This is a genomic window from Anoxybacteroides tepidamans (genome assembly GCF_014201465.1).
In the GTDB taxonomy this organism is placed as follows: domain Bacteria; phylum Bacillota; class Bacilli; order Bacillales; family Anoxybacillaceae; genus Anoxybacteroides; species Anoxybacteroides tepidamans.
In genome coordinates this window covers 61349-87197 of record NZ_JACHEP010000010.1, presented here as the reverse complement: position 1 = coordinate 87197, position 25849 = coordinate 61349, and the positions used below count along the sequence as shown (strand labels likewise).

The window sequence follows — 25849 nt, the reverse complement described above, 5'->3', positions numbered from 1 at the left end:
TTACCATTGTTTATTCAAATCCTAAAAACACATGCCATCCTTTTTCGCGAATACGGGAAATAGACCTATCATAACTCTCATCAAACATATACCTTGATCCGTACGTTAGATTTTCATTTATCTTATCATAATAACTTTCAGCGTCCTTTTTCGGTAAAATCCCTAAAAAAACTGCCAGCGCCAATATATCCCTTGAAGTAAGAACAATGAACTCTTGTTCCATAATTCCATGATCAGATGTATTGTCTGAGATAATGATAGGAACACCAAGCGCTGATGCGTAACCGCAACACTCCGCCTCACCAGCATCAATATAATTAATAAAACGCTGAAAATTAATATCAACTTGTCTCTTTAACAATTTATCTTGTTCTTTGTCAACAATATTAAAAATGGTTCCTGAACTACTGTTTATTGCTTTTCGGATTCGAAAAATTGTATTCTTCCCTTTCCTTTGTAATTCCCACTCAATTCGCTTCGGGATAATCACTTTATCAAATAGCAAATTCAATACGTGCAAACAATCAGCTTCGTCCAAATGAATTAAAATATCTGTATCAGAAATGGATACTTCCCATTTTTTAAAGACCGCCACTCATTATACCTCCGGCGGTTCATATCCCATCTCTAGTGGGGTTTTGCCAACAAAGGAAAGAAAGGTGGAGAATTTGCTGTAAGAAATTCGCCCTTGCACATAGTTATCAATAATCATTTCAAAGAATCTTTCAGGTATTGTCTTTTTGTATGAAGGCAATATAAGTTCTAGCGTATACCCTTCTTGAATCGTTAGTTTCTTTAATTGCTCCGCATATTCAGGCTTACTAATCTCTTTTAATTTTTCATACTCTCCTTCACTAATAAGCTGCAATTCCTTCAATCTACGAAGCATTGCACTGTAACTCACCTTAAAGTGTTGTTGAATGCGAACAATATGCTTTTCTTCTATTGGAGATGTTAACCTTTTGTAAAAAAATTCTTTTACACCATCTTCAGGCATGAGAAATTCTGCCGCAAACAAGTTTGCTTTTGTCTCGCTATACTCATCAAACATTAGCCCTTCACGCATTAATCCTTCTTTATCAAACATTAAATGATACAACTCATGTGCAGCTGTAAAGCGCTCATGTCCTAGTGAAAACATAGTATTGAGATAAACAACGAACTGACCTTCAATGTAAGTCGAAAAGCCTGAAAATTTGTTCCCATTTCCATCTTCAAAAGGTTGGCGAATTAGAATCGCGACATCATCCACAATATCGAATATATCCGTCATTCCTTTTTTCGAAAACCTATATCGTATTTCATCCGCTTTTTCCTTTATCTCGAGCCTAAGCATCTCCTTTTCGCTACTCAATTCCTCTCAATCCCCTTCCAAATCGGTTCCATAGGAACGAATTTTTTTTGTTCCCTATATATTTTCTCTTGCCCGATAAGGGAAGAAACCATTGAATGAATAAAGTCTAGAAAAGCTTCTTCTTCTTGTGAAAGCGGTTTCTTTTTTCTAAAAAGAGTAACAAGGGATTTTTCCTCTTCTTCGTCTTCAAAAAAAGTCTCTACACTAACATTAAAGATCGATGCTAAAGCACCAATCTCCGCAACCGAAATGGAACGGTTTCCATTTTCTATTTTACTAATTGTTTCTCTTTTTAAATGAATACCATGTTCTTTCAACAATTCCGCTAATTCACTTTGTGATAAATTCGCATTTTCACGTAACATTCTAATTTGTTTACCCATATAAACGAAAGGATTAGATACCATCCTTCTTCCCTCCTTGTAACTTATTATTACACTTTATCTTATCATTGTCAATTATATTTATTTTTATGTAATAAATCGTTACTAAAATTATTAAAAACTGTTCAGTAATCATAAACTCCTGCTATTCCCACCTTCTACACCCATATTTTCCGATGCTTAATTCGATTTTTGTCCATCACGCAAAGCAATGATAAAAAACAGGGGAAAGGATTGTGGATTTTCCTCTTTCACTCTCCCTTCCCCTACTCTTTTGCACAACTCTATATTTGAATTTTAGCGGGAGTTTATTTTACGCACTTTATTTATGCTTTACATGCTCAACGTCAATTTCGCAACACACTCCACATGACTCGTATGCGGAAACATGTCAACAGGCTGGATGTAGTCGACGCGGTAGCGCTTCGAAAGCGTGTCGATGTCGCGGGCGAGGCTTGACGGGTTACAGGAAACGTAGACGACCGTTTGCGGTTTTACTTGTAAAATCGTTCGCAATAGCGCATCGTCACATCCTGTCCGCGGCGGGTCGACGATGACCACATCCGGTTTCCACCCTTCTTTCACCCATTTCGGTAAAAGCTCTTCTGCTTTTCCGACCGCGTAGGTAACGTTTTTAAACCCGTGCCGTTCCGCATTTTTCCGCGCATCGTCAATCGCTTCAGGAATGGTGTCCATGCCGCGTACTTCTTTCGCATCGCGCGCAAGCCAAAGTCCGATCGTTCCAACACCGCAATACGCATCGACGACCCGCTCCTGCCCGGTAAGCGCCGCCGCTTTTTTCACTTCATCATACAGTTTGACCGTCTGGATCGGATTTAGTTGGAAAAAGGCGCGGGCCGACAATTCGAACGAAAGATCGCCGAGCACCTCTTCAATGTATTCCTCCCCTTCAAGCAAGATCGTTTCCTCACCAAAAATAAGCGATGTTTTCTGGCCGTTAATATTTTGCACGATCGATTTCACTTCCGGAAGCCGGCGCTTGATTTCAGCGATGAGCAATTCTTTTCGTGGCAACTCTTTTTTAGCGGTAATCAATACCACTTGCACATCTCCTGTTTGAAACCCGACGCGCGCCACAATCGTTCGTACAACCCCTGTCCGCTTCTTTTCGTTATAAATGGGAATACGCAAATCTTCTAAAATCGTCTTAACGATATTCGTCACCCGGTTTGTCACTTGATGTTGAATGACGCATTCCGATATATCAATCAACCGGTGCGATCCCATTCCGTAAAGGCCGGCGATCACTTTTTCATTCCGCTTTCCGACTTGAAACTGGCTTTTGTTTCGATAATGCCACGGATCGTCCATTCCAATCGTCGGCCGAATGTCGAGCGAGGCATGCGGCAAGCGGCAATGGCGCTCTAACGCTTGAATGACAATATCGCGCTTCGCCTCTAATTGCGCATGATAGTCGAAATGCTGAAGCTGGCAGCCGCCGCACTGTTCGTAAACAGGGCAGCGCGGCTTGACGCGGTTTGGAGACGGCCGACGCATACGGACGATTTTTGCTTCCGCATATTTCGGATAAATATTCGTAGCCTCCACGACGACCTCTTCCCCCGGAAGCGCCCCTGGCACGAACACGACTTGTTTTTTAAAATAGCCGACACCTTCTCCGTTAATGCCAAGCCGCTTAATCGTCAGCGGAAACTGCTGTCCTTTTTGAATCGTGATTGCTGTCATCGTTCCAACTCCTATTCAATGCTTCTCCATAAATATAGCGATGCATAGCTTAAATATGGCTCCCAGCGTTTGCTTAGAGCGTCCATTTGTTCCAATGAAGGTTTACTTTCCAAAGCGAGCAGCTTCTGCACCGCGCGCTGTAACCCAATATCGGCTTTTGGAAATAAGTTCGGACGGCCGAGCCCAAACAAAAGAAAGTTTTGCACCGTCCACGGACCGATGCCGCGAAGCGCAAGCAGCGTTTCCATCACTTCTTCGTCCGTTGCGTCTGCTAGCTTCTCAAGATCTAGCTTCCCTTCGGCAATCAGCCGCGACGTATCGATAATATATTCCGCTTTTTTGCCGCTAAATTGCAATGCTTTCAGCTCATCATACCGGAGTTTTGCCACATCCTCCGGGCGCGGATAAAACGATATTCCGTCGATTTCGCGTCCGAACGTTTTCACAAACCGTTCCGTCATTTGGTACGCGACTTTCATGTGCAGCTGTTGATGAATAATGCACTTTATTAAGCAAAAATATAAATCAAACTCTAAAACAAGCGGTGTTCCTTCATGTTGGCGAAAAATTTCGTGCAACTCCGTTTGTAAAAAATGGTTTTGAATCGGCGCAAGCGGCCTGTCCCAGTGAAAAATGCGCAAAAGGCGCGCCAATACCGCTTCTTTTCGTTCTGGATGCTGCGCTTCGACAAGAAAAACCGGCGACTGTTTCGTCCCGACACAGCGGACGAAAACAGCAACCGGAGTATCGTTTACATAAAGCGGCACGGTCAGCTGCTGTTTTTTGAAATCCACTACAGACAGCGGATCTTGCGCTAGCCGCTCTAGTACACGTGAAAAATCATACGGAGCTTCCACTTTGATTCGTTGTTGCCACATATCGACTCCTGCCTTTTTTCCCTTATTATAACGAAACAAAACCCTTCGAACAAAGTCAAAGGGTGAACAACAACGGGGAAAGCCCCACTTTTTCGATCATCACATCGTCTAGACGCTTAAATGTATACCCTTGTTTTCGCAAATCGTCAATCACTTTTGCGAGGGCATCGGCATTATCTTTTGAAACCGTATGAAGCAATATAACAGCACCAGGATGAATTTGACTCATAATTTGATCATATGCATACTTCCAGCCTTTTTGCCGATCGATATGCCAATCGACGAAGGCAAGCGACCAAAAGACGTGATAGTAGCCAAGTTCACGGGCAATCGCCATCGTCCGTTCGCTAAAAATCCCTCTTGGCGGCCGAAGATACATCATCCCCTTTTGCCCGGTCAACTCCTCCGTTTTTTTTCGTACTGCCTCCAGCTCTGCCCGCAGCCGCTCATCGCTTACTTTCGTTAAATCCGGATGATGCCATGAATGGTTGCCGACAATATGCCCTTCTTTGGCCATCCGCTTCACTAAATCAGGGGCCGTTTCTAAATAATGGCCAGTGACAAAAAAGGTAGCTGGAACATGTTTTTCTTTTAACACGTCTAAAATTTTTTCCGTATACCCGTTTTCGTAGCCGTTATCAAACGTTAAATAAATCTCCTTCTTTTGTGGATTCCCTAAATAAAATGCATCATATTTAGCAAGAATCGCATCCCACTCTTTTCCAGCGGAAGGCGGCTCGTGGTTTTTGCTCTTGGAAAACCCCCAATGAATCGCTTCATTCGATAGCGCATAAGCGGAATATGGGATAAAAGAAACGATTACGGCTAACAAGAAAATCACGTAGCGTTTCATCGTAATCCTCCTTAACATGAGTCGCTACACATAGGGTTTTCCTTTCCGCTTACTTTAATCGAACCAGTTTTTAACAAAAATCCCCCACAAAGCGTGTTCGTTTTGTGGGGGACAAACGATTATTTAAATACCGGTTCTTTAAATTGTGCCAGTTTTTCAAGCGATGATTTTTCGACATCTTCGTGAAGGCTGTTGCCGTGAGAGTCCATCGTGACAACTGCCGTAAAGTTTTCGACACGCAAATGCCACATCGCTTCCGGAATACCGAACTCTAAGAAATCGACGCCTTCGACCGATTTAATGCAGTCTGCATAATATTGCGCCGCTCCGCCGATCGCGTTTAAGTAGACGCCGCCATGTTCTTTTAAAGCCGCTAACGTTTTCGCTCCCATGCCGCCTTTACCGATGACCGCACGAATGCCGAACTTTTTCATAATGTCGCCTTGATAAGGCTCCTCGCGAATGCTCGTTGTCGGACCTGCCGCTTTTACATGCCATTTGCCGTTTTCATCTTTTAACATCACCGGACCGCAGTGATAAATAATTTGCCCGTTCAAATCAACTGGAGCGTCATGATCCATTAAATGTTTATGAATCGCATCGCGGCCTGTGTACATCATGCCGTTAATGCGGACAACATCGCCAACTTTGAGCTGGCGGACTTGCTCTTCGGTAAGCGGTGCTTCTAAAACGATTTCGCGCGCTCCCTCCGTCGGCACCGATTGTTTTTCTTCTGCTTTTTCTAGTTCTTTCGCAAAATCGACATCTTCGCCTTCTTGATAGAACCATTCTTGAATTTCGCCTGTTTCTGGATCGATTTTCACCCCTAAGCGGCGGAACGCCCAACAGTTATATGCGACCGAAACAAAGAAGCTTGCTGGAATGCGGTGCATCACCCCGATTTTACAGCCAAGCAGCGTCGTCTCGCCGCCGAATCCCATCGTACCGATGCCGAGTTTGTTTGCATTTTCCATAATATATTCTTCAAGCTGGCGAAGTTCTTCGTTCGGATTCACATCATCGACAGAACGGAACAATTGCTCTTTCGCCAATTCATAGCCAGCCGAGCGGTCACCGCCAATGCCGACGCCGATAAAGCCGGCGCTGCAGCCTTGTCCTTGCGCTTGATAAACCGCATGCAAAATACATTTGCGAATACCGTCCAAATCGCGGCCAGCCCGTCCCAATCCTTCCAATTCACACGGCAAGCTGTATTGAATGTTTTTATTTTCACAGCCGCCTCCTTTTAAAATAAGGCGAACATCGATGTAATCTTTCTCCCATTGTTCGAACTTAATGACCGGCACGCCATCGCCCAAGTTGTCGCCACTGTTTTCACCTGTTAACGAATCGACGGAGTTTGGACGAAGCTTTCCGTCCTTTGTCGCCTGAGCGATCGCTCGGCGAATCGCCTCTTTCATTTTGATTTGGTTGACGCCGACCGGCACTTTAATTTTAAACGTCGGAAGCCCTGTATCTTGACAAATTGGCGATACGTTTTCATCGGCCATTTGAATGTTTCCGGCAATCGTCGTTAACGCCATTGCCGCGCGCGTTCCTGCGTTCTCCCGCGCTTTGGCGCGAGCGATCGCCCGCCGTACATCTTTTGGCAGCTTCGTTGACGTTTCAACAATGAGCTGATACATGCTCTCCTGAAATTTTTCCATGATCTACGCCCCTTCCCCTTTGTCCATCATATGTATTAATATTTAGAATTCTTTCTTTTTTATTATACCCCTTTTTGCTGAACAATGAAAACGGCTGACATGGAAAAAAAGAAAAAAGCCAGCATGAAGCGCTTTTTACCACGTTTTTTTGAATTGTTCGTACTTCATTTCGAGCGAATCAATAATTTCGATCAACCGATCAATATCTTCTACATCGGTTGACTCCGGATCAAGCGAATCGATCATGTGAAGCAGCATATTTAAGCGTTCCTTTAAATATTTTAATTGCAAATCTTTTTCGTATACAGCGTTGCCCAATCGCATTCTCTCCCTTCCCTTCCATCGTATCCGATTGTTGAAAAAATGACAATGGACTATAATGAACATGGTTGAATTTCAGATAGTAAAGGAGATTTTTATGGCTCGTTTAACACTTGAACCGATTACGCCGTCATTTGACCCGTGGGAAGCGTATTTGGATCTTCAACAATACGGCTCATTGCAGCTAACGAATGTCGAGTTTACTACTACAACGTTATGCAATATGCGTTGTGAACATTGCGCTGTCGGCTATACATTGCAGACGAAAGACCCGGAAGCATTGCCGCTTGCTCTGCTTATCCGGCGCCTTGAGGAAATCCCACATTTGCGCTCGTTAAGCATTACCGGCGGAGAACCGATGCTTTCGTTAAAATCCGTCAATGACTATGTCGTTCCGCTCTTAAAATATGCTCATGAACGCGGCGTGCGCACGCAAATCAACTCGAATTTAACATTAGAGTTAGAGCGTTACGAAAAAATTATCCCGTATTTAGATGTCCTGCATATTTCGCACAACTGGGGAACGATTGACGATTTTGTCGAAGGCGGATTTGCGATGATGGAGCGCAAACCGAGCATCCGCCAGCGCGAAGCTTATTTTGAACGGATGATTGAAAATGCTAAAGCGCTCGCGCAAATGGGCGTGATCGTGTCAGCAGAAACGATGATCAATAAACGAACGTTGCCACATTTAGAAAACATTCATCGCCAAATTGTTGATGAGATGAAGTGCAAGCGACACGAGGTACATCCGATGTATCCGAGCGATTTCGCAAGCGCTCTAGAAACGTTAAGCCTCGATGAATTGCGAGCGGCGATCCATCATCTGCTTGACATTCGCGATGAAAACGTGTGGATGCTGTTTGGCACGCTTCCGTTTTATCCTTGCAGCGACAACGAAGAAGACATTGCTTTGTTAAAACGTCTATACACAAGCAAAAATGTTACCGTCCGCAACGATCCAGACGGCCGTTCACGATTAAATGTTAATATTTTTACAGGAGAAATCATCGTCACTGATTTTGGCGACGAGCCGTCGCTTGGCAACATTCAGCATGATACGTTGCTAGAAGCGTATGAAAAATGGATGAGTTCTTCCCTTGCGCAGCAATTGAACTGCCATTGCCCTTCTGTTCAATGTCTCGGTCCGAATGTACTGGTAAAAAATGTTTATTATAAAGATGTTGATTTTACTAAGCGGAACGCAAACATTACGAAATAAACGTCAAGGTATTTACCTTGACGTTTTATCTTGGTTGATCGCTTACGATATAAGAAAAGGATAGACGGTCTTGTACCGGAATCCACGCTCCGACGCCTTGTGTCATCACATTTTTGACGACGATTTTTTTCTTGCTTCCTTTTAACACGACATACACTTCTCCGTACGTGACTTTTCCTTTTTCATTCACCGCCGGAGCATAAGCATATAAATAACCTAGTTTCTTCGCCGGAACTTGATACGGCTGGTCTTTTTTCGTACCGATACCGATCACCGTACTAAATGATAACGGCAAATTCGTTTTTTTCATCGCCGTTAATAACATCATTTTCTTAACCGCCTCTTCGTTTGGCACCGGCGCTGTTAACCCGCCGCGAATATGTTTTTGCAGCTCTTGTTTATAATAGAGTTTTTGCGGCGCATTGCCGCCGCGATTGTCCAAAAAGTTTGTATTCACTTTTTGATACTCCCAATTCGTCGATGTTTCTAACGATTGATAGTTAAGCGGCCATTGGCCTAAATAAATTGTCGCCCGATATCCGATAGCAAGCGGCGTGCTTGATACCGATGATTCGTTTAGCAAACGAATCAGCTCCGGATTTTCAATTTTCACATCGGCTGATTCAATCAACTGTTTCGCAAATGAACTCGGCTGTAAATAAGGCAAATCTTGCGTCGGGTTCGGATACGTATTTTCTTTCGATATATCGACGGCAGAATTCGGCGTCGCTGCAGCAGCCAACACCGGCGAATAAGCAATCAACATGCTTATAAAACAATAAAGAATCCATTTTCTCATCATATGAACTCCTCCATTGCTACTTTTACCGTTATTTTTTTCAAAAAAAAACGGTTTATCCATCAAGAAAAAAATTATTAATTCCGCTCTAAATATTTTCAATTTTCAAACAATATATTATAATAAACGTAGATGTGCTGTTTTTCCTCCTATTTGATGCATAGTAAAAGGACTCTGTAAAGACAGAGTCCCTTTTTTTACAGCAAATAAAAACCGATTCCCATAATTGTATATGCCGCGAGCAACGTCGCCCCTTCAAACCAGTTCGTGTCTCCGTCATTAGAAAGAACGATCATCAATAGGACAGACGTTGCCATTGCGATTAATTCCGGAAGCGAAAATACAAGCGGCATGCTTGTTGGGAACAAAAGCGAAACAAGCACAAGTACCGGAGCAACAAACATAGCGATTTGTAGCGTCGAGCCGACCGCAATTTCGACGGCGACGTTCATTTTATTTTTGTAAGCCATGATGACAGCGGAAGCGTGCTCGGCGGCATTGCCGACGATCGCAACGATGATGATCCCGATAAACAATTCGCTCCAGCCGAACGACTCGGCGACCGTTTCAAACGTATGAACCAACTTTTCCGATATGTATGCAACCGCGATCGTAGCAAGCGCCAAAATCGCAATCGCTTTTCCTTTTCTCCATTCTGGTTCTTCATGTTCCTCTGCTTCATCCGCTTTATGCTGGTACACGCCGCGATGTGTCACAAGTTTAAAATATAACGCCGCCAAATAAAGAAGAATCATAATGATCGAAATGCCGATGCTAAGCGATAGCGTTTCTGCTTCTGACATATGAAGCGAAAACACTTCAGGAATGACAAAGGCGACTAAAATCGCAAAAGTAAGCAATCCTGCATTATGGCGGGCATCGTATACGTTAAATTCTTGGCGTTTGTACTTCAAACCGCCGACAAAAAATGATAATCCCGCCACTAACAACAAGTTCCCCAATACAGAGCCAGTCAACGATGCCAAGACGACTCCCACTAACCCTGCTTTTAATGCAAACACTGAAATGATGAGCTCAACCGCGTTGCCAAACGTTGCATTCAACAACCCGCCGATGCGCGGTCCTGCCACAATTGCCAAACTTTCCGTCGCCCTTCCCATGTAGCTTGCTAATGCAATAATCGTGACACAGTAAATCGCAAACATCATGACGGAAGGCCAATGAAAAAAACCTCCGATCACTGATAGTGGCACACCGATGAAAACCATGAGCGTAAATAGTTTGTTCATTCTTTACACCTAACCTTTCTTGTCACTTGACAAGTTCAAACGTTTCCGTAATGCGGATACACCCTTCGACCGACCGGATCATCGAGCAGTTTTTTCTCGCTACTTCCAGCGATTTCGCAACTTTATCTTCAGCCAAATTCTCGCCTTTAATAATAAAATGAAGATGAATCGCTTCTACGCGGTTCGCTTCTTTTTCATTTCGGGTTACATCAGCGCGAATTGTCATATCTTCTACATGAAGCCGCTTTTTTTCCAACACTTTTCGCAACACTCCGCCGCTGCAAACCGCAATTGAAGAAACAAGCAGCTGATAAGGACGAAAGCCGTACGCCGCATCTCCCGCTACATGCAATTCCCCATATTCAAAATTCGTTTGAAATCCGACTTCTTTCATTTTAAATTCCATTTCTATCCACCTCTTTGTTTGTTCTTGTTTTTCCCGCTAAAACTATGTACGATGGTAATCGGTGTGATTTTCTAAATAATGAGGGATCGATCATGCGTCTTTGGATTTTAGTTAGTGTTGTAGCGATTTCGGGATTATCGCAAGGAATGTTGCTTCCTTTAATTTCTATATTATTAGAAAAGCACAGCGTTTCGTCTTCTGTCAATGGAGCGCATGCCACTGCCATGTACATCGGTGTACTTCTCGTCTCTCCATTTATGGAAAAACCGTTGCGAAAATATGGATATCGACCCATCATTATATTAGGTGGTTTTATTGTACTATTATCGCTCGCTTTATTTCCACTATGGCATTCATTTTTATTTTGGTTCGTTTTACGTTTATTGATCGGCATTGGTGATCATATGCTTCATTTCGCAGTGCAGACGTGGATTACTGACTTTTCCCCTCATCATCGGCGCGGCCGAAACTTATCGTTATACGGGTTGTTTTTCGGGATTGGTTTTTCGCTCGGGCCGATGTTGGCGTCGCTCGTTGAACGGAGCGAAACGCTGCCGTTTTTATTATCCTCCTTGTTGAGCTTATTAGGGTGGTTGGCCGTGTTTTTCATCCGAAACGAACATCCCGAAACGGCAGGAACAATCCATCATTCGGGGTCATGCCGCCGCTTCATCGAGACATGGAAATATGCATGGACGGCGCTATTGCTTCCGTTTGCATACGGCTTTTTAGAAGCTTCCATTCACGGAATTTTCCCTGTCTATGCCTTGCGTGAGCATCTGTCTGTCCAACAAGTCGCAGCGGTTTTGCCGGCGTTTTCCATCGGGAGCATCTTATTTCAATTGCCGCTCGGCATGTTAAGCGACCGCTTGGAACGAAAATCGGTTCTTTGTGTGGCGCTATTGATCGGCAGCATCAGTTTTATGAGCGCACCATTTTTCATTCATTCATTGATTGGTCTGTTCATTTGCTTTTTTGTGGCCGGAATGTTTGTCGGTTCGCTCTTTTCACTCGGGATTACGTATATGGCTGATTTGCTTCCGAAACAGCTGCTTCCAACGGGAAATTTGCTGTCCGGCATTCTCTATAGCATCGGAAGCATGAGTGGGCCATTTATAATCGGGATCATGATCCAATACAAACAAAACGGAAACTTTTTTATCGTGGTAAGCTCTTTGCTTTTATTCGTATTCATTGCTCTGTCTTATAATAAACCTAAGAAGGTCGTAGCAAAATGACCTTCATTTTTTTCGCCTATTTTTTAAAAAATGTGTTGACCATTTTTTTAGTTCTGTTATATAATACAAATAACAAAACAATAGACTGTTTTAAAACAGAATAAAGGAGCGATGAATCATGAGTAGAGCGGAACGAAGAAATATGATCGAGTTTATTGAGAAAGTAAAAGGAATTGATAGAGAACAACTTGTCTACATGACAGATGCTGAAATTGAACACATTTACAATCAAACATATTATCATTACGAAGAGATCGCAGAATAAAAGAGGCTGTCATAGTGACAGCCCTTTTTTTAATGATATCCGTTTTGTCCGTTGGCACTACTGCTCGTTTTATGTGTCGGCTTATGTTTTCCTTTTTGTTTTGTACCGCCATCTTTTTTTGTCTTCTTCGTCATGATCATTCCTCCTCTAAACGACTACACGGATTAGAATTCCCTGTTTGCCTTGCTTTATCCGTTAACGTTCCCGCTTTCTTCCTTCGCGCTCGCAAGCGAAAATCGCATTCAATTCCCCGCCTAACACAATGATCATACCTGATAAATAAAACCAAACCATTAAAATGATAATGCCTCCAAGGCTTCCATACATAGACGTATAACTCGCGAAGCTTGCCACATAATAAGAAAAAGCAAGCGAGGTTACAATCCAGCCGATCGTTGCAAACAATGCACCGACAAGCACATCTTTGCAGTGCATTCGTTTATTCGGCGCAAAATAATATAAAGAAGTAAAGACGATGAACAGAATAAGCGAACTGACAGTCCACCGCAACGTGTTCCAAAGTGTTAAAAACGCTTCAGAAACACCGAGAACGGAAGATAAAAAAAGGCCGATCTCTTTTCCGAAAACAGGAAGCAACAGCGCCACCACAATCACGACCATCATGCCGAGCGTAAGCAAAATCGCCATCCCTCTTGCCACGATAAAAGAGCGGCTTTCCTCGACATCATAGGCGCGGTTCAAAGCACGAACAATGGCGGCAATACCGTTTGAAGCGGACCAAACCGCCCCGATAATTCCTAATGACAATAATTTCCCATTTTGATGGTTCATAATATAGTGAACGTTCGCTTCAATGAGGTCCATCGCTTCTTTCGGCGCATACTGACGAACGACCGACAGCACATCTTCATGCGGAATCGGCAAATAGGCAAGCAATGTCAATAAAAAAATTAAAAATGGAAAGAGAGAAAGAAGAAAAAAATAAGCTAACTCCGCCGACAGACGGGACACTTCATCTTCTTGAAACCGCTGGATCATTTCACGTATAAACGTGAGGTTCACCATCATGAACGTATGCTCCCTTCATTTTTTCGAGTGAGGCGCTTTTATCATATCGTACGTTTCTTTCATCCACTCGATCATTTCCGGCGTTTTTTCAGCAATTACCTTGATTTTTTCCGCCGTATATATTACATCTTCTGTCAACGTTTCAAGCGACTGGCGACATTGTCGCATTTGTTCCGGCAGCCGGCGCACCCATTCTTCCCGTTGGCGCCAAACCGTCTTTAACGCCTCCCTCGTTTCCCGATCCAACAGCGAAACCGCTGCACCGAGCGCAGCTCCAATCATGACATTTTTCCATAATTTCACGTTCCTCCGCTCCTTACAGCCCTTTTTCTTTTTTAATCGTTTCAAGCAAGTGGCGGCATCCTTTTTGAATTAATTCGTATACTTCCTCAAAATTACCTGTATAATAAGGATCCGGCACATCGGCAAGATCGCTGTCTGGGACGAAATCAAGCAGCCTGCCGATAAAGCCAACTTTATTATGTCCCGCCAGCCGGCGCAAATTCCCGACATTCTCCACATCCATCGCAATAATATAATCAAATGTTTGCAAATCTTCCGCATGAACTTGTCTTGCGCGAATGCCAGTAAAATCAATGCGATTTTTCATTAAAATTTGCTGAGTGCCTTCATGCGGCGGTTTGCCGATATGCCAATTTCCTGTCCCCGCCGAATCGATGATGATTTGATCTTGTAATCCTTCTTTTTTCACCAAATCACGAAAAATCGCCTCCGCCATTGGCGAACGGCAAATATTCCCTAAACAAACGAATAACACTTTCACCATTTTCCAACATCTCCTTTCGCTATCCATTATAAACAAAATATCAATGGCCATGTATATCTTTCACTGCTTTCCATATGGTACAATAAACGTTAATCATGAGGCAGAAAGGAATGAACGATGTGGATTTATCGAAAAAATCTCCGGAAAATATGGAATATATGATTGACAAAATGAAAGAAAAGCTAAAAGTGTTGAATTTTGATGTGATGAAACCTTCCCATTTCGATGACGCGTTGTATGACGAACTAAAAGACATTTATGAAATAGTCATGAAAAAGCAATCTTTCAGCCCAAGCGAAATGCAAGCGATCGTCGAGGAATTAGGAAATTTACGAAAAAAATAGGAAGCAGCAAAAAGATGGTTTGACCATCTTTTTTATTTTATCCTATCTTTTTCCGCCTTTCGCAGCGATCAATATATATAGATGCAATTTGGAACTTTAACGTTTTCGTCTTTTCGGTATGTTTCGACTGTCGGGTGACCGAACAACACCGCTTCCAGACAAATGCATTTGTCTGTGAAGCGGTTGGTTGTTCGGTCCTCTGTCACGCGAAGGCGTGACGAGGCAAGTCACACACTTGCCGCCGACAGTCGAAAAAATAAGGAGTCTACTTTTTCGTCAGCCATAAGTTAAACCTCCCAGTTGTATTTATATAGTAGAAAAGCCTTTCACCATTTCGCATCTAAAACATATGATATGACGAAATAATTATGAAGGAAGGTGGACAAACATGGTGTATGAAATTACCCGCGACTACATTCAAGTCGGAAATGCTCGCTCCGGCCAAAAGTTGCAAGGCGTTAAGTTTATCGTCAGCCATTCAACCGGAAACCCAGGCTCCACCGCTTACGCCAATCGCAACTACTTTCACAATCGCCAACCATCAGCATCGGCTCATACATTCATCGATGACAAATACATTCTCGAAATCATCCCATTAGACGAAAAAGCATGGCACGTTTTGTACAACAAACCGATGGATAACCAACTGTTTGGCGCCGATGCCAACGACGCAGCGATCGGCGTAGAACTTTGCTATGGAGGAAACATCGATTTTAATGAGGCATACAAACGATACGTCTGGTACCACGCTTACCTTTGCCAAACGTTCCGTCTTGAACCTAAGCGTCATATCGTATCCCATCATACGCTCGACCCAGAGAGAAGAAGCGACCCTCTCAATGCCTTTCGCCTTTACGGGGTAACGTGGGACGGATTTATTCATGACGTCATCGAAGCGATGAAACCAACCAATCCATCGAACAAGGAAGAAACAAAAAAACCAAGCCAAGTGAAAGGCATTTCTGTACGGTTGCCGTTAAAACTAGGCGATCGTGGAACGTTTGTCAAAGAAATTCAACAAGATTTAATCCGCATCGGGTTTCCGCTTCCGAAATATGGAGCAGACGGAGTATTTGGGGAAGAAACGGAAAATGCGGTGATGGCGTTTCAAAAACGATATGGGTTGCACGTTGATGGAATCGTTGGACAAGAAACGTTAGCCAAACTATCCGAAGTCGTCAAACAAAAACTTCGCCAAGAAGAATTTCCGTTGCCAGATAAAACGTTAAAAAAAGGCGACAAAGGAGAAGACGTCAAAATGCTGCAACGCGCCTTGAAACATCTCGGTTTTGATCCAAAAGGAATCGACGGGGTGTACGGCGAACAAACGGAAGACGCAGTACGGCGCTTTCAATCGATGTACGCGGCTTTGCGAGATGACGGAATATACGGGCCAAACACCCGGAAATTTATGCGAATGGAACTACAACAAAAAAAATGATCAGTCTATCATTCCCCTTTCCAAAGGGGATTTTTTTAAAAAAAATAATTCCTATCGAAAAACTCGGGTTGACTTTTATTCGAATTATGTTAAAATTTTAGTCAATTACATACTTATCAAGAGTGGGGGAGGGAACTGGCCCAATGAACCCCGGCAACCTGCTTTTCATAAAGTAAGGTGCTACGTCCATCCAAATGGTAACCATTTTGGAAGATAAGGTAAAATAGTTTTCCTTTTTCATCTTTCCAAAATGGAAAGTTTTTTTATTCCTGCTGTATCAACTTATTTTCGCAATGAATGACATGTTTTACATCTTAAGGGGGGATAGTGTTGCTTACTTATCATACGTGGGACGAAGAAAAGCCATCGTTTCCGAGCGATAATGAAACAAAAGGTGCGTTAGATGTCCTTAAGTGGGCATATGACCATTATCAAGACGATATTGTATATGCTTGCAGTTTTGGTATTGAGGGCATCGTGTTAATTGACTTGATCTCCAAAGTAAAACCGGATGCCGAAATTGTTTTTCTTGATACGAATCTTCATTTTCGCGAAACATATGAAACAATTGAAAAGGTCAAACAAAAATACCCGGAGCTTCGAATTATTATGAAAAAGCCACATCTGTCTCTAAAAGAGCAAGCAGAGCAGTTTGGCGATGAATTATGGAAGCATAACCCGAATAAGTGCTGTGAACTGCGAAAAATCATCCCGCTCCGTGAAGTATTAACCGGTGTCACTGCGTGGATTTCCGGATTGCGGCGCGAACAGTCACCGACACGCCAGCATGTGGAATATCTCAATAAAGACGAAAAATTTCAATCTATTAAAATATGTCCGCTTATTCACTGGACATGGAAAGATGTATGGAACTATGTGTACAAACATCAGCTTCCGTACAATGAGCTCCATGACAAAGGCTACCCGAGCATTGGCTGTGAACCTTGTACATCCCCCGCTCTCGACGCAAATGATTTGCGCTCAGGAAGATGGGCTGGACGTGGAAAAACGGAATGCGGCCTGCATGAATCATAGGGAGGGGATCATTGATGTTACTGGCAGTTGCTTTTATCGTCTCCTTCTTTTTTGCGATGAACATCGGCGCAAGCGGCGCGGCTGCAGCGATGGGAGTCGCTTACGGATCCGGAGCGATCAAACAGAAATATGTTGCCCTTCTCCTTTGCGGTCTTGGTGTTTTTTTAGGGAGTCTTGGCGGAGGCGAAGTTGTCAAAACGATCGGTTCAGGCATCATCCCTTCATCCATTTTAACTATTAAAATCGTAATTATTATTTTAACAGCTGCAGCGATTTCTTTGTTTGCCGCCAACGTCATGGGAATCCCTTTATCAACGAGCGAAATTACAGTCGGTTCGGTGGTAGGTGTCGGCATCGCCTATCAAGCGCTATATGTTTCAAAACTTTTGTTCATCGTTTCGATTTGGGTCGTCGTTCCAGTTATAGCATTCACATTCACCTTGATCATCGGCAAATGGTTTTTAAAGCTGAAGCGAAAATACCCGCAAGTCGAACGCGGAATGTGGCAAAAAAGCTTTATGACGTTGCTTATTATCACTGGCTTTTTTGAAGCATTTTCAGCAGGAATGAACAACGTCGCTAATGCTGTCGGTCCGCTCGTTGGGGCTGGGTTGATCTCCGTTACAAACGGAACGATTTTCGGTGGCTTGTTTGTTGCATTAGGCGCGATCTTGTTAGGAAGGCGAGTGCTTGAAACAAACGGAAAAAAAATCACCCATTTTTCTCCGTTCGAAGGCTGCGCCATTTCTGGAACAGGAGCGATTCTTGTCATTCTGTCGTCCATTTTTGGCCTGCCGGTACCGTTAACGCAAATTACAACATCAGCGATCATTGGAATCGGTACGGCAAAAACAGGATTTTATATATGGCAAAAGCGAATTGTCATCCAGCTTTTAAAAGTTTGGTTCGTTTCGCCGATCTTTTCACTTGTCATCTCTTACAGCCTCGTCAAATTGCTACTTGATAGCGATCTGTATACTGTCATCGCCATCTTTAGCGTTTGCCTAGCGACAATCGGAGTCATTAGCTTGAAAAAAACGATATCCGAAGAAAAACGATCGCTTCATGAAAATGGCGGCGGTATTTAACTATAACTATAAATCATAGTTATCCAATATGTTTTGTTATAAATTGTGTTAGGAGGAATGAAAAATGAGCTTAAGCATCCCGCATGGAGGCACATTAATCAACCGCTGGAATCCTGATTATTCTGTTGATTTGATTCAAAAAGAGATTGTATTGAACAACGCTGAATTAAGCGATCTTGAATTGATCGGAATCGGCGGCTATAGCCCGCTTACAGGATTTTTACGAAAAGACGACTACGAGTCTGTCGTCGAAACGATGCGCCTTGCTGATGGAACGGTTTGGAGCATTCCTATCACGCTTGCCGTCAGCGAAGAAAAAGCAAGCGAGCTGTCCATCGGCGAAACGGTGAAACTTGTTTACGAAGGCGATGTATATGGCATAATCGAAGTTCAAGACATATACGTGCCTGATAAACAAAAAGAAGCGCTTCTTGTTTATAAAACTGACGATTGGAATCACCCTGGCGTCAAAAAATTATTGGAAAAACCAAACGTCTATATCGGTGGGCCAATTACCCTCGTCAAACGAACGAATAAAGGAAGATTCGCTGCCTTTTATTTCGATCCAGCTGAAACACGAAAACGCTTTGCCGAGCTCGGATGGAAAACGGTCGTCGGTTTCCAAACGAGAAACCCTGTTCACCGTGCCCATGAATACATTCAAAAATGTGCACTTGAGATCGTTGACGGTTTATTTTTAAACCCGCTTGTCGGCGAAACGAAAGACGACGACATTCCAGCCGATATTCGCATGGAGAGTTATCAAGTGTTGCTTGAAAACTACTATCCGAAAGACCGCGTATTCCTCGGCGTCTTCCAAGCCGCGATGCGCTATGCTGGTCCTCGCGAAGCAATTTTCCATGCGATGGTGCGCAAAAATTTCGGTTGCACGCATTTCATTGTCGGCCGCGACCATGCTGGTGTCGGCAACTACTACGGCACGTACGATGCGCAAAAAATTTTCTTGAATTTCACACAAGAAGAACTCGGCATTACACCGCTATTTTTTGAACATAGCTTTTATTGCACGAAATGCGAAGGAATGGCATCAACAAAAACGTGCCCGCACGACCGCGAATACCACGTCATTTTATCAGGAACGAAAGTGCGTGAAATGTTGCGCAACGGTCAAGTTCCGCCAAGCACATTCAGCCGTCCGGAAGTCGTGCAAGTACTCATCAAAGGACTTCAGCAACAAGAAGCCGTCTCTACATCTACGAAGTAAAGGAGAGGAGTCATTTTGGCAAACATCGTTTGGCATCACACTACCATTACGAAAGAAGACCGTCGCGCGCGAAACGGTCATCATAGCGCTGTGTTATGGTTTACCGGACTTTCCGGCTCCGGTAAATCGACACTTGCAAATGCCGTGTCGAAAAAGCTGTTTGAACTTGGCGTACAAAACTACGTATTAGACGGCGATAACATTCGCCATGGCCTCAACAAAGATTTAGGCTTTTCAGCGGAAGATCGCACGGAAAACATCCGTCGAATCGGTGAGGTCGCGAAATTGTTTGTCGATAGCGGACAGTTTGTATTAACAGCGTTTATCTCTCCTTTTGAACGGGATCGCCAATTAGTCCGCCAATTATTAGAAGCGGATGAGTTCATCGAAATTTATGTCAAATGTCCGCTTGAAGAATGCGAGAAACGCGATCCAAAAGGGTTGTATAAAAAAGCGAGAAACGGTGAAATTCGTGAGTTTACCGGCATTGACTCGCCTTATGAAGAACCGTCATCGCCAGAATTGATCGTAGAAACGCACCTTTATTCGCTTGAGGAATGTGTCAATCAAGTGATCGCTTATTTGCGTCACCATCAACGCATTAAGGGGGAAAAGTAAATGGCGTACGAAAAAGTATGGGCCAACAATCCAAATTTAAATAAAACAGAATTGAAAAAACTAGAAAAAGACGGATTGAAAATTTTCGAAGACATTCCGCGCTATGCGAAAGAAGGGTTTGCTTCTATTCCGCAAGAAGAATGGGATTTATTCAAATGGGCCGGCCTTTATTTGCAGAAACCGAAAGAAGCTGGCTACTTTATGATGCGCGTATGCGTCCCATCCGGCATTTTAAACAACGAACAGCTCGAAACATTGGCGGGGATTGCGCGCGATTACGGCCGCGGCGTTTTTGACATTACGACCCGGCAAGCCGTGCAATTTCACTGGCTGCAAATCGAGCAGCTTCCTGACATTTTTGACCGCTTAAAACGAGTCGGCCTGTCGACGGCGGGAGCCTGTGGTGACATCACGAGAAATATCGTTGGAAATCCACTTGCGGGCATCGATCCAAATGAAATCATCGATACGACCGGCATTGTTCGGGAAGTATATGAGTTTTTCCAATATAACGAGGATTTCTCGAACTTGCCGCGCAAATATAAAATGTCAATTAGCGCCAATGTATATAACGCAGCGAACGCAGAAATTCATTGTATTTCTTTCACGCCGGCGAAAAAGGTGATCGATGGCAAAGAAACGCTCGGGTTCCATGTGAAAGTGGGCGGCGGATTATCCTCTGCACCATATCTTGCCCAAACGTTGGACGTATTCGTCAAACCGGAACAAGTGAAAGATGTCGCCATCGCTGTTACAACGATTTTCCGCGACTACGGTTATCGCGAAAAACGCCATCGTTCCCGCTTGAAATTTCTTGTCGCTGATTGGGGCATAGAGAAATTTAAAGAAAAACTTTTAGAGCTGACCGGGCCGCTTCCGTCAAAAGGCGAAGATATACAAAAAGGCTGGAATGCCGGATACTTTTACGGTGTTCATCGCCAAAAACAAGAAGGATTGAATTACATCGGCTTTAACGTGCCGGTCGGACGACTCAGCGCAGACGAAGTGTTTGAAATTGCCCGCGTCGCCCGCCAGTACGGAAATGGCGAAGTGCGCTTATGCAACTCGCAAAACTTGATCATCCCGAACGTCCCGGACGAAAACGTCGATGCGTTGTTGCATGAAAAAGTGTTTGAGCGCATTACTATTCAACCGAAATCGTTTATCGGCTATTCTGTTTCTTGCACAGGTACAGAATATTGCAACTTGGCGATTGTTGAAACGAAAGAACGGATGCGCCGCATCGCTGAATACCTTGACGACCACCTCGAATTGGATGTTCCTGTACGCATCCATATGGTCGGCTGCCCGAACTCATGCGGCCAACGGCAAATCGCTGATATCGGTTTGCAAGGAATTAAAATGAAAACGAAAGATAAAGGCATGGTCGAAGCGTTTGAAATTTATGTTGGCGGTACGTTGCAAAACGGCGGCAAATTTAATGAAAAATTAAAAGGAAAAGTCGATGCGGAGCAGCTTTCAAAAGTGCTCGTGAAGTTGTTGACATACTTTAAAGAAACAAAACAGCAAGGAGAAACGTTTTTAGATTACTTGAATCGCGTCGGTCTTGAACCTTTACAAACAGAGTTAGATCGCATTTTGCAACAATTGAATGTAGCTATATAAAAGGTGGCAAACATGAATCTTTATCGTTTTGAAGTGACAACAAAGAGGGGCATCATTTATGTCGTGATTGCTGCCCATGACGATGAACAGGCGTTTCGTCTCGTTGAAATCGAATTAGAGAAACATTTTTTAAAAATTCCGGACTTTACGGATATTTCTCTTCACGAAAAAAAACCGATTCGCCGCGGCGGTGGGTTCGTAATTGACCCCCGCCCTTAAATTAAGAAAATCGGAGGCGACGGCACATTCAAGCCAGCAGAGATTCAGAAATTGATGATTTCTATCATATCAAGAAAGGGCTGAATAGAGATGGGCAAAGTGTATTTAGTCGGAGCTGGTCCTGGCGACCCGGAACTCATTACCGTCAAAGGTTTAACGTGCATACAAAAAGCCGATGTCATTTTGTACGATCGCCTCGTTAATGAAGAATTGTTATCATATGCAAAAAAAGATGCGGAACTCATTTTTTGTGGCAAACTGCCGGGTTACCATACGATGCAGCAAGAAACGATTAACCGCTTTCTCATCCGTCATGCAAAAAAAGGGAAAATTGTTGTAAGATTAAAAGGTGGGGATCCGTTCGTCTTTGGAAGAGGCGGCGAAGAAGCAGAGGCACTTGCAAACAGCGGCATCGATTTTGAAATCGTTCCCGGCATTACATCCGGAATTGCAGCTGCCGCTTACGCCGGAATCCCTGTCACCCATCGCGATTTCAGCTCAAGCGTTGCATTTGTGACCGGCCATAAGCGAGACGGAAGCCAAGAGGAGATCAAATGGGAAAGTCTTGCCAAAGGAATTGACACAATTGCTATTTATATGGGAATAAGTAATCTCCCATATATTCGTGATCAATTAATCAAACATGGAAAAGCTCCTTCCACTCCCGTTGCTGTGATCCAGTGGGGCACATTATACGAGCAACGAACGGTGACCGCTACGCTCGAAACGATCGTCGAAGCAGTCCAACAGAAGCGAATCGAAAATCCAAGCATGATCATTATCGGGGAAGTCGTCACCTTGCGCGACAAAATTTACTGGTTTGAGCGGATGCTACAGCCATCTGTTGCAAACGAAGCGTTATAAGGAGGCTATTATGCAAGCTGTTTTATATGTTTGCCACGGAAGCCGCGTCGCGAAAGCTTGTGAAGAAGCAATCGCATTTGTCGAGCGATGCAAAGCGAAGATTGACTGTCCGATTCAGGAAGTTTGTTTTATCGAACATGCCGAGCCGGATATTGAAACGGGCATTGATCGGTGCGTGCAAAAAGGGGCGACGCGCATTGTCGTCATCCCTGTTTTGCTGTTAGCGGCTGGGCATGCGAAGCACGATATTCCGGACGCCGTTCAAAAAGCCAGACAGCGCTACCCGCATCTCGATTTCGTTTTAAGTGAGCCGTTTGGCGTCGATGAAAAAATGATCCAAATCGTCGTCGAACGAATCGCTGAACAGTCTGCTCCGCTCGATAATCGTTCCATGGTTCTTCTCATCGGGCGCGGCAGCAGCGACCCAGATACGAAGCGGGATATGAAGGCGATTGCTAAGTTATTGCAAGAAAAAGCGAACATCCCTTATGTCGATGTATGCTTTCTTGCAGCAGCCCAACCATCGCTTGAAGACGGCTTGCAGAAAGCAAAGGACTCTTCATACAAAACCATTTTCGTCGTTCCTTATTTGTTGTTTACCGGCGTATTAATGAAAAAAATCGAAAAACAGCTTCGCACCTTTTCATCGTCAAATCGGCAATGGGTACTATGCAATTATTTAGGGTATCATCCCCTTCTTGAAGAGCTGGTGAAAGAAAAAGTGAACCGATATGTTGCAACAAACAAGAAGGGCTAAAATGTTTTAGTCCTTCTTGTTTTGTTTTGCATATACAAAATCGGCTAAGTTGTTGTATGATTTTGTATAGGAACATACGAGGAGGGGCAGCGATGAGGCGGTTGCATGCCATTGTCCATGGCCGCGTTCAAGGCGTCGGTTTTCGTTATTATACACAGCACGAAGCGCTGAAATGGGATTTAACCGGCTGGGTGAAAAACAACGATGACGGAACGGTAGAGTTAGAAGTACAAGGGACTGACGAACGAATCCAAATGTTTATGGATAAAATGCATCAAGGCACTCCGTTCGCCAAAGTGACAAAGATTGAAACAGAATACATAGCCCCTATTCTGAACGAGAAAACATTTCGCATTATTTATTAAGAAAAGCTGAGGCGACTGCCCAGCCGAAGCTAGACACCGATTCAGAAAAATTTATACTTTCCTATCGGATTATAAAAAACGCCCGGCTTTCCAGTGAAAAGACCGGGCAATTTCCATTATGCCAGACGCGGGTGATGTACCGCATGGCGCAAGCACGTTTCCGCAATGCACAAGTTCGCATATTCATTTTTCCGGTTCGCTTCGCGGCTCATCGGATGGAATAAATCGACGGAAGCTTGCGGATATTCGCCGCACACATCGACCCCAACCACGTTTTTATGCGCCAATAAACCTTTTAAACATTGAAGCAAAAAAGAAAGCGTCATCGTTCCTTGATCCCAATTCGTCACTGCATCATCCCGGCAAAGCACATCCTTATCAATGCTAATATACACATTCTCTGTTGTAATATGAGACAAAAGAAGTTTCGGAGAGCGTAATGAACTTGGAAAGATCGTGATGTTTGAAGAAAGATGAGGATATTGCTGCACTGTCGCTCCTACAATCATTACTTTTTTTAAAAACGGTATTGTAATAGCATAAGACACCCACGAACCGCAAGAAATCATCGCTTCTTGTCCGGCACCGAGATCGGTATGATGGTCAAACAAAACGAGCGTGAACGGCTCGATGATATGTTTCATCAACAAATACGACACGTAATGATAATTTCCGCTGCCGATGAAGACGATTCCTTTCCGGCTGTGATGCGCAAGGCGCCTTTCAATCTCCTGTAATGAATGTGTTTCACAATATAAATTCGTCTGCTCCACATCCGTCAGATCAATCCATTCGTGAGGCAAACGAAGAAGTCTTCGTTGCGAAACATACGTGCCATCTATGTTTAAAAACGTTACACCCCTTCTTTGAAAACGCATCGTTCCTCACCTCTTTTTGTGTTTCGGTGCAAGTTTTCAAACTTATGAAGCTACGTTTTCGCATGCCTTTTTCATTATTATACTAAAAAATTTGCAAAACGAAATATTTCCTTTTGCGTCTTCCCTTCATGTAAAATAGTAAAAAGACGATGTTCGAGGGAGGGGTTTTCGTGCAGCCGATTCGCATAGAAGAAGTGCAGACGGCGCTGAACCGTTTTGCTAATCAAGATGTATATTTGCATTTAGAAACAACAAACGGAGCGTATGCGTCGCACCATAATGAAGGATTTTTTTCGGCAGGGGCGTACATTCGCAACGGCCTCATTCGTTTTAGCCACGGGAAAATTGTCGGAAAAGGGCCTTACCGCGTCGGGTTGAAGTTGGATTTTGGCTGGGTGTATGCAGAAGGTTTGACCGATTGGGAAGTGACAGATAAAGGGCAATTGTTGTTGGCCGGACATGATTACGAAGGAAAGCTTGCTGTTGCGTTGCAGTTAAGCTATGAACCGTTTTAGGGGGAATTAAAAAATGGAAAGACATATACTTGTTGTGTTTCCTCATCCGGATGATGAATCGTTTGGCGTGTCGGGAACGTTAGCAATGTACGCAAAAAAAGGCACTCCGATTACATACGCTTGCCTTACACTTGGGGAAATGGGGCGAAACATGGGGACACCGCCATTTGCGAACCGTGAAACGCTGCCGCTCATCCGCAAAAAAGAACTGGAAGACGCGTGCAAAGTCATTGGCATTAAAGATTTGCGCCTATTAGGCTTTCGCGACAAAACGATTGAATTTGAAGATGAAGAACTGCTCGTTGACCGCATCAGCGCGATCATCACTGAAACAAATCCGTCGCTGATCATTACGTTTTATCCCGGCTACAGCGTTCACCCTGACCATGACGCGTGCGGGGCGGCCGTTATTCGCGCTGTCGAACGGCTTCCGAAAGAAAAACGCCCGACCGTGCACTGTGTTGCCTTTTCTAAAAACTGCGAACAAGAAATCGGCAATCCAGATGTGATCCGCGATGTAAGTGACGTCATCGATAAAAAAATCGCAGCCATTAAAGCGCACCGCTCCCAAACGGAAGGGCTGATGAAAGCCGCTTCCAAACGAGGCGGAGATGCGTTAGCATGGCTAAAAACTGAGCGGTTTTGGACGTATAAATGGAAGAAGGTTCTATAAACGCTCGAATTCAATAAACATGAAGCTACCTGCCTCCTGTAG

General features: G+C 43.8%; 31 protein-coding genes, 1 pseudogene and 1 riboswitch. Of the genes and pseudogenes, 17 read left to right on the top strand and 15 right to left on the bottom strand.

Annotated features, from left to right (window positions below):
* Positions 1-10: 10 nt before the first annotated feature.
* The 8 genes from HNQ34_RS10270 to HNQ34_RS10235 form a co-directional block, all read right to left on the bottom strand.
* Positions 11-595 carry a PIN domain-containing protein gene (locus HNQ34_RS10270; protein WP_183254195.1) on the bottom strand — a complete coding sequence of 195 codons (585 nt, stop codon included), beginning with the start codon at positions 593-595 and terminating at the stop codon, positions 11-13.
* Positions 596-598: 3 nt separating this feature from the next.
* Positions 599-1252 (bottom strand): ImmA/IrrE family metallo-endopeptidase, encoded by a 654-nt coding sequence (locus HNQ34_RS10265; RefSeq protein WP_221277379.1) that lies wholly within the window; start codon positions 1250-1252, stop codon positions 599-601.
* Between the two features lie 98 nt (positions 1253-1350).
* On the bottom strand, positions 1351-1761 hold the full coding sequence (locus HNQ34_RS10260; protein ID WP_183254193.1) for a helix-turn-helix domain-containing protein: 411 nt from the start codon (positions 1759-1761) through the stop codon (positions 1351-1353).
* A gap of 309 nt (positions 1762-2070) precedes the next feature.
* Positions 2071-3444 carry a 23S rRNA (uracil(1939)-C(5))-methyltransferase RlmD gene (rlmD, locus tag HNQ34_RS10255; RefSeq protein WP_183254191.1) on the bottom strand — a complete coding sequence of 458 codons (1374 nt, stop codon included), beginning with the start codon at positions 3442-3444 and terminating at the stop codon, positions 2071-2073.
* Positions 3445-3455: 11 nt separating this feature from the next.
* A complete protein-coding gene (locus HNQ34_RS10250) occupies positions 3456-4322 on the bottom strand; it encodes a DNA-3-methyladenine glycosylase family protein (RefSeq protein WP_183254189.1) in 867 nt (288 codons plus the stop codon).
* Between the two features lie 55 nt (positions 4323-4377).
* A complete protein-coding gene (gene pdaA / locus HNQ34_RS10245) occupies positions 4378-5175 on the bottom strand; it encodes a delta-lactam-biosynthetic de-N-acetylase (RefSeq protein WP_183254187.1) in 798 nt (265 codons plus the stop codon).
* Between the two features lie 119 nt (positions 5176-5294).
* Positions 5295-6842, bottom strand: coding sequence for a fumarate hydratase (locus HNQ34_RS10240; protein ID WP_183254185.1), 1548 nt, complete (start codon positions 6840-6842; stop codon positions 5295-5297).
* A gap of 135 nt (positions 6843-6977) precedes the next feature.
* On the bottom strand, positions 6978-7160 hold the full coding sequence (locus HNQ34_RS10235) for an SE1561 family protein (RefSeq protein ID WP_183254183.1): 183 nt from the start codon (positions 7158-7160) through the stop codon (positions 6978-6980).
* A 100-nt stretch (positions 7161-7260) separates the two neighbouring features.
* On the opposite strand from HNQ34_RS10235, the gene yfkAB reads away from it, so the two are divergent.
* Positions 7261-8385 carry a radical SAM/CxCxxxxC motif protein YfkAB gene (gene yfkAB / locus HNQ34_RS10230; RefSeq protein WP_183254181.1) on the top strand — a complete coding sequence of 375 codons (1125 nt, stop codon included), beginning with the start codon at positions 7261-7263 and terminating at the stop codon, positions 8383-8385.
* Between the two features lie 25 nt (positions 8386-8410).
* Here yfkAB and HNQ34_RS10225 read toward each other — a convergent pair whose 3' ends face one another.
* From HNQ34_RS10225 to HNQ34_RS10215, 3 genes are all read right to left on the bottom strand, one after another.
* Positions 8411-9184 carry a YfkD famly protein gene (locus HNQ34_RS10225; RefSeq protein ID WP_183254180.1) on the bottom strand — a complete coding sequence of 258 codons (774 nt, stop codon included), beginning with the start codon at positions 9182-9184 and terminating at the stop codon, positions 8411-8413.
* Positions 9185-9381: 197 nt separating this feature from the next.
* Entirely contained in the window at positions 9382-10434 is a 1053-nt protein-coding gene (gene cax / locus HNQ34_RS10220) for a calcium/proton exchanger (protein ID WP_183254177.1), read from the bottom strand.
* A 22-nt stretch (positions 10435-10456) separates the two neighbouring features.
* Complete coding sequence (locus HNQ34_RS10215; protein ID WP_183254175.1) at positions 10457-10840, bottom strand: OsmC family protein; 384 nt, start codon at positions 10838-10840, stop codon at positions 10457-10459.
* 92 nt (positions 10841-10932) lie between these two features.
* Between HNQ34_RS10215 and HNQ34_RS10210 the strand changes: the two genes are divergently transcribed.
* Together HNQ34_RS10210 and HNQ34_RS10205 are read left to right on the top strand one after the other, a co-directional pair.
* Positions 10933-12078, top strand: a complete 1146-nt coding sequence (locus HNQ34_RS10210) for an MFS transporter (protein ID WP_183254173.1) — start codon at positions 10933-10935, stop codon at positions 12076-12078.
* A gap of 118 nt (positions 12079-12196) precedes the next feature.
* Entirely contained in the window at positions 12197-12343 is a 147-nt protein-coding gene (locus HNQ34_RS10205; protein ID WP_183254171.1) for a BH0509 family protein, read from the top strand.
* A 195-nt stretch (positions 12344-12538) separates the two neighbouring features.
* On the opposite strand, the gene HNQ34_RS10200 is transcribed toward HNQ34_RS10205, so the two are convergent.
* The 3 genes from HNQ34_RS10200 to HNQ34_RS10190 are packed head-to-tail and all read right to left on the bottom strand — an operon-like array spanning position 12539 to position 14159.
* Positions 12539-13372, bottom strand: coding sequence for a YihY/virulence factor BrkB family protein (locus HNQ34_RS10200; RefSeq protein ID WP_183254169.1), 834 nt, complete (start codon positions 13370-13372; stop codon positions 12539-12541).
* A gap of 15 nt (positions 13373-13387) precedes the next feature.
* Entirely contained in the window at positions 13388-13675 is a 288-nt protein-coding gene (locus HNQ34_RS10195) for a YtxH domain-containing protein (protein WP_312856119.1), read from the bottom strand.
* 13 nt (positions 13676-13688) lie between these two features.
* Positions 13689-14159 (bottom strand): low molecular weight protein-tyrosine-phosphatase, encoded by a 471-nt coding sequence (locus HNQ34_RS10190; protein ID WP_183254167.1) that lies wholly within the window; start codon positions 14157-14159, stop codon positions 13689-13691.
* Between the two features lie 119 nt (positions 14160-14278).
* Here HNQ34_RS10190 and HNQ34_RS10185 point away from each other — a divergent pair, with 119 nt between their 5' ends.
* The 12 genes and pseudogenes from HNQ34_RS10185 (at position 14279) to HNQ34_RS10135 (ending at position 23741) form a co-directional block, all read left to right on the top strand.
* Complete coding sequence (locus tag HNQ34_RS10185) at positions 14279-14503, top strand: DUF1128 domain-containing protein (protein WP_183254216.1); 225 nt, start codon at positions 14279-14281, stop codon at positions 14501-14503.
* A 388-nt stretch (positions 14504-14891) separates the two neighbouring features.
* Positions 14892-15392, top strand: a pseudogene (locus tag HNQ34_RS17530) (peptidoglycan recognition protein family protein); the annotation flags it as partial.
* A gap of 9 nt (positions 15393-15401) precedes the next feature.
* Positions 15402-15944 (top strand): peptidoglycan-binding domain-containing protein, encoded by a 543-nt coding sequence (locus HNQ34_RS17525; protein WP_246364063.1) that lies wholly within the window; start codon positions 15402-15404, stop codon positions 15942-15944.
* Between the two features lie 110 nt (positions 15945-16054).
* Positions 16055-16164: riboswitch (SAM riboswitch) on the top strand.
* 110 nt (positions 16165-16274) lie between these two features.
* The gene (locus HNQ34_RS10175; protein WP_183254164.1) at positions 16275-16979 is read left to right on the top strand and encodes a phosphoadenylyl-sulfate reductase; all 705 of its coding nucleotides are present in this window, start codon (positions 16275-16277) and stop codon (positions 16977-16979) included.
* A gap of 14 nt (positions 16980-16993) precedes the next feature.
* On the top strand, positions 16994-18067 hold the full coding sequence (locus tag HNQ34_RS10170) for an inorganic phosphate transporter (RefSeq protein WP_183254161.1): 1074 nt from the start codon (positions 16994-16996) through the stop codon (positions 18065-18067).
* Positions 18068-18131: 64 nt separating this feature from the next.
* Positions 18132-19292: a sulfate adenylyltransferase gene (gene sat, locus HNQ34_RS10165; protein WP_183254159.1), complete on the top strand. Its 1161-nt coding sequence runs from the start codon at positions 18132-18134 to the stop codon at positions 19290-19292.
* Positions 19293-19304: 12 nt separating this feature from the next.
* Positions 19305-19910: an adenylyl-sulfate kinase gene (gene cysC, locus HNQ34_RS10160; RefSeq protein ID WP_183254214.1), complete on the top strand. Its 606-nt coding sequence runs from the start codon at positions 19305-19307 to the stop codon at positions 19908-19910.
* The gene (locus tag HNQ34_RS10155) at positions 19911-21536 is read left to right on the top strand and encodes a nitrite/sulfite reductase (RefSeq protein ID WP_183254157.1); all 1626 of its coding nucleotides are present in this window, start codon (positions 19911-19913) and stop codon (positions 21534-21536) included.
* A 12-nt stretch (positions 21537-21548) separates the two neighbouring features.
* Entirely contained in the window at positions 21549-21755 is a 207-nt protein-coding gene (locus tag HNQ34_RS10150; protein ID WP_183254156.1) for a DUF3906 family protein, read from the top strand.
* A gap of 90 nt (positions 21756-21845) precedes the next feature.
* Positions 21846-22619: a uroporphyrinogen-III C-methyltransferase gene (gene cobA / locus HNQ34_RS10145; RefSeq protein ID WP_183254154.1), complete on the top strand. Its 774-nt coding sequence runs from the start codon at positions 21846-21848 to the stop codon at positions 22617-22619.
* Between the two features lie 10 nt (positions 22620-22629).
* A complete protein-coding gene (locus HNQ34_RS10140) occupies positions 22630-23376 on the top strand; it encodes a sirohydrochlorin chelatase (RefSeq protein WP_183254152.1) in 747 nt (248 codons plus the stop codon).
* 92 nt (positions 23377-23468) lie between these two features.
* Complete coding sequence (locus HNQ34_RS10135) at positions 23469-23741, top strand: acylphosphatase (RefSeq protein ID WP_183254150.1); 273 nt, start codon at positions 23469-23471, stop codon at positions 23739-23741.
* 116 nt (positions 23742-23857) lie between these two features.
* Here the strand turns inward: HNQ34_RS10135 and HNQ34_RS10130 are convergent, their stop codons facing one another.
* Complete coding sequence (locus tag HNQ34_RS10130; RefSeq protein ID WP_183254148.1) at positions 23858-24619, bottom strand: arginase family protein; 762 nt, start codon at positions 24617-24619, stop codon at positions 23858-23860.
* Positions 24620-24789: 170 nt separating this feature from the next.
* Between HNQ34_RS10130 and HNQ34_RS10125 the strand changes: the two genes are divergently transcribed.
* On the top strand, positions 24790-25134 hold the full coding sequence (locus HNQ34_RS10125; protein ID WP_183254147.1) for a YojF family protein: 345 nt from the start codon (positions 24790-24792) through the stop codon (positions 25132-25134).
* A 13-nt stretch (positions 25135-25147) separates the two neighbouring features.
* On the top strand, positions 25148-25807 hold the full coding sequence (bshB2, locus tag HNQ34_RS10120; RefSeq protein ID WP_183254145.1) for a bacillithiol biosynthesis deacetylase BshB2: 660 nt from the start codon (positions 25148-25150) through the stop codon (positions 25805-25807).
* The last annotated feature ends 42 nt before the right edge of the window (positions 25808-25849 follow it).

Excerpts from the sequence above, each read along its gene's own strand:
- HNQ34_RS10130 (WP_183254148.1), bottom strand. The coding sequence starts at position 24,619 with ATGCGTTTTCAAAGAAGGGGTGTAACGTTTTTAAACATAGATGGCACG.
- bshB2 (WP_183254145.1), top strand. The coding sequence starts at position 25,148 with ATGGAAAGACATATACTTGTTGTGTTTCCTCATCCGGATGATGAATCG.
- HNQ34_RS10135 (WP_183254150.1), top strand. The coding sequence starts at position 23,469 with ATGAGGCGGTTGCATGCCATTGTCCATGGCCGCGTTCAAGGCGTCGGT.
- rlmD (WP_183254191.1), bottom strand. The coding sequence starts at position 3,444 with ATGACAGCAATCACGATTCAAAAAGGACAGCAGTTTCCGCTGACGATT.
- HNQ34_RS10170 (WP_183254161.1), top strand. The coding sequence starts at position 16,994 with ATGTTACTGGCAGTTGCTTTTATCGTCTCCTTCTTTTTTGCGATGAAC.
- pdaA (WP_183254187.1), bottom strand. The coding sequence starts at position 5,175 with ATGAAACGCTACGTGATTTTCTTGTTAGCCGTAATCGTTTCTTTTATC.
- yfkAB (WP_183254181.1), top strand. The coding sequence starts at position 7,261 with ATGGCTCGTTTAACACTTGAACCGATTACGCCGTCATTTGACCCGTGG.
- sat (WP_183254159.1), top strand. The coding sequence starts at position 18,132 with ATGAGCTTAAGCATCCCGCATGGAGGCACATTAATCAACCGCTGGAAT.
- cax (WP_183254177.1), bottom strand. The coding sequence starts at position 10,434 with ATGAACAAACTATTTACGCTCATGGTTTTCATCGGTGTGCCACTATCA.
- HNQ34_RS10205 (WP_183254171.1), top strand. The coding sequence starts at position 12,197 with ATGAGTAGAGCGGAACGAAGAAATATGATCGAGTTTATTGAGAAAGTA.
- HNQ34_RS10240 (WP_183254185.1), bottom strand. The coding sequence starts at position 6,842 with ATGGAAAAATTTCAGGAGAGCATGTATCAGCTCATTGTTGAAACGTCA.
- HNQ34_RS10210 (WP_183254173.1), top strand. The coding sequence starts at position 10,933 with ATGCGTCTTTGGATTTTAGTTAGTGTTGTAGCGATTTCGGGATTATCG.
- HNQ34_RS10150 (WP_183254156.1), top strand. The coding sequence starts at position 21,549 with ATGAATCTTTATCGTTTTGAAGTGACAACAAAGAGGGGCATCATTTAT.
- HNQ34_RS17525 (WP_246364063.1), top strand. The coding sequence starts at position 15,402 with ATGAAACCAACCAATCCATCGAACAAGGAAGAAACAAAAAAACCAAGC.
- HNQ34_RS10155 (WP_183254157.1), top strand. The coding sequence starts at position 19,911 with ATGGCGTACGAAAAAGTATGGGCCAACAATCCAAATTTAAATAAAACA.
- HNQ34_RS10190 (WP_183254167.1), bottom strand. The coding sequence starts at position 14,159 with ATGGTGAAAGTGTTATTCGTTTGTTTAGGGAATATTTGCCGTTCGCCA.
- HNQ34_RS10260 (WP_183254193.1), bottom strand. The coding sequence starts at position 1,761 with ATGGTATCTAATCCTTTCGTTTATATGGGTAAACAAATTAGAATGTTA.
- HNQ34_RS10215 (WP_183254175.1), bottom strand. The coding sequence starts at position 10,840 with ATGGAATTTAAAATGAAAGAAGTCGGATTTCAAACGAATTTTGAATAT.
- HNQ34_RS10250 (WP_183254189.1), bottom strand. The coding sequence starts at position 4,322 with ATGTGGCAACAACGAATCAAAGTGGAAGCTCCGTATGATTTTTCACGT.
- cobA (WP_183254154.1), top strand. The coding sequence starts at position 21,846 with ATGGGCAAAGTGTATTTAGTCGGAGCTGGTCCTGGCGACCCGGAACTC.
- HNQ34_RS10200 (WP_183254169.1), bottom strand. The coding sequence starts at position 13,372 with ATGATGGTGAACCTCACGTTTATACGTGAAATGATCCAGCGGTTTCAA.
- HNQ34_RS10225 (WP_183254180.1), bottom strand. The coding sequence starts at position 9,184 with ATGAGAAAATGGATTCTTTATTGTTTTATAAGCATGTTGATTGCTTAT.
- HNQ34_RS10140 (WP_183254152.1), top strand. The coding sequence starts at position 22,630 with ATGCAAGCTGTTTTATATGTTTGCCACGGAAGCCGCGTCGCGAAAGCT.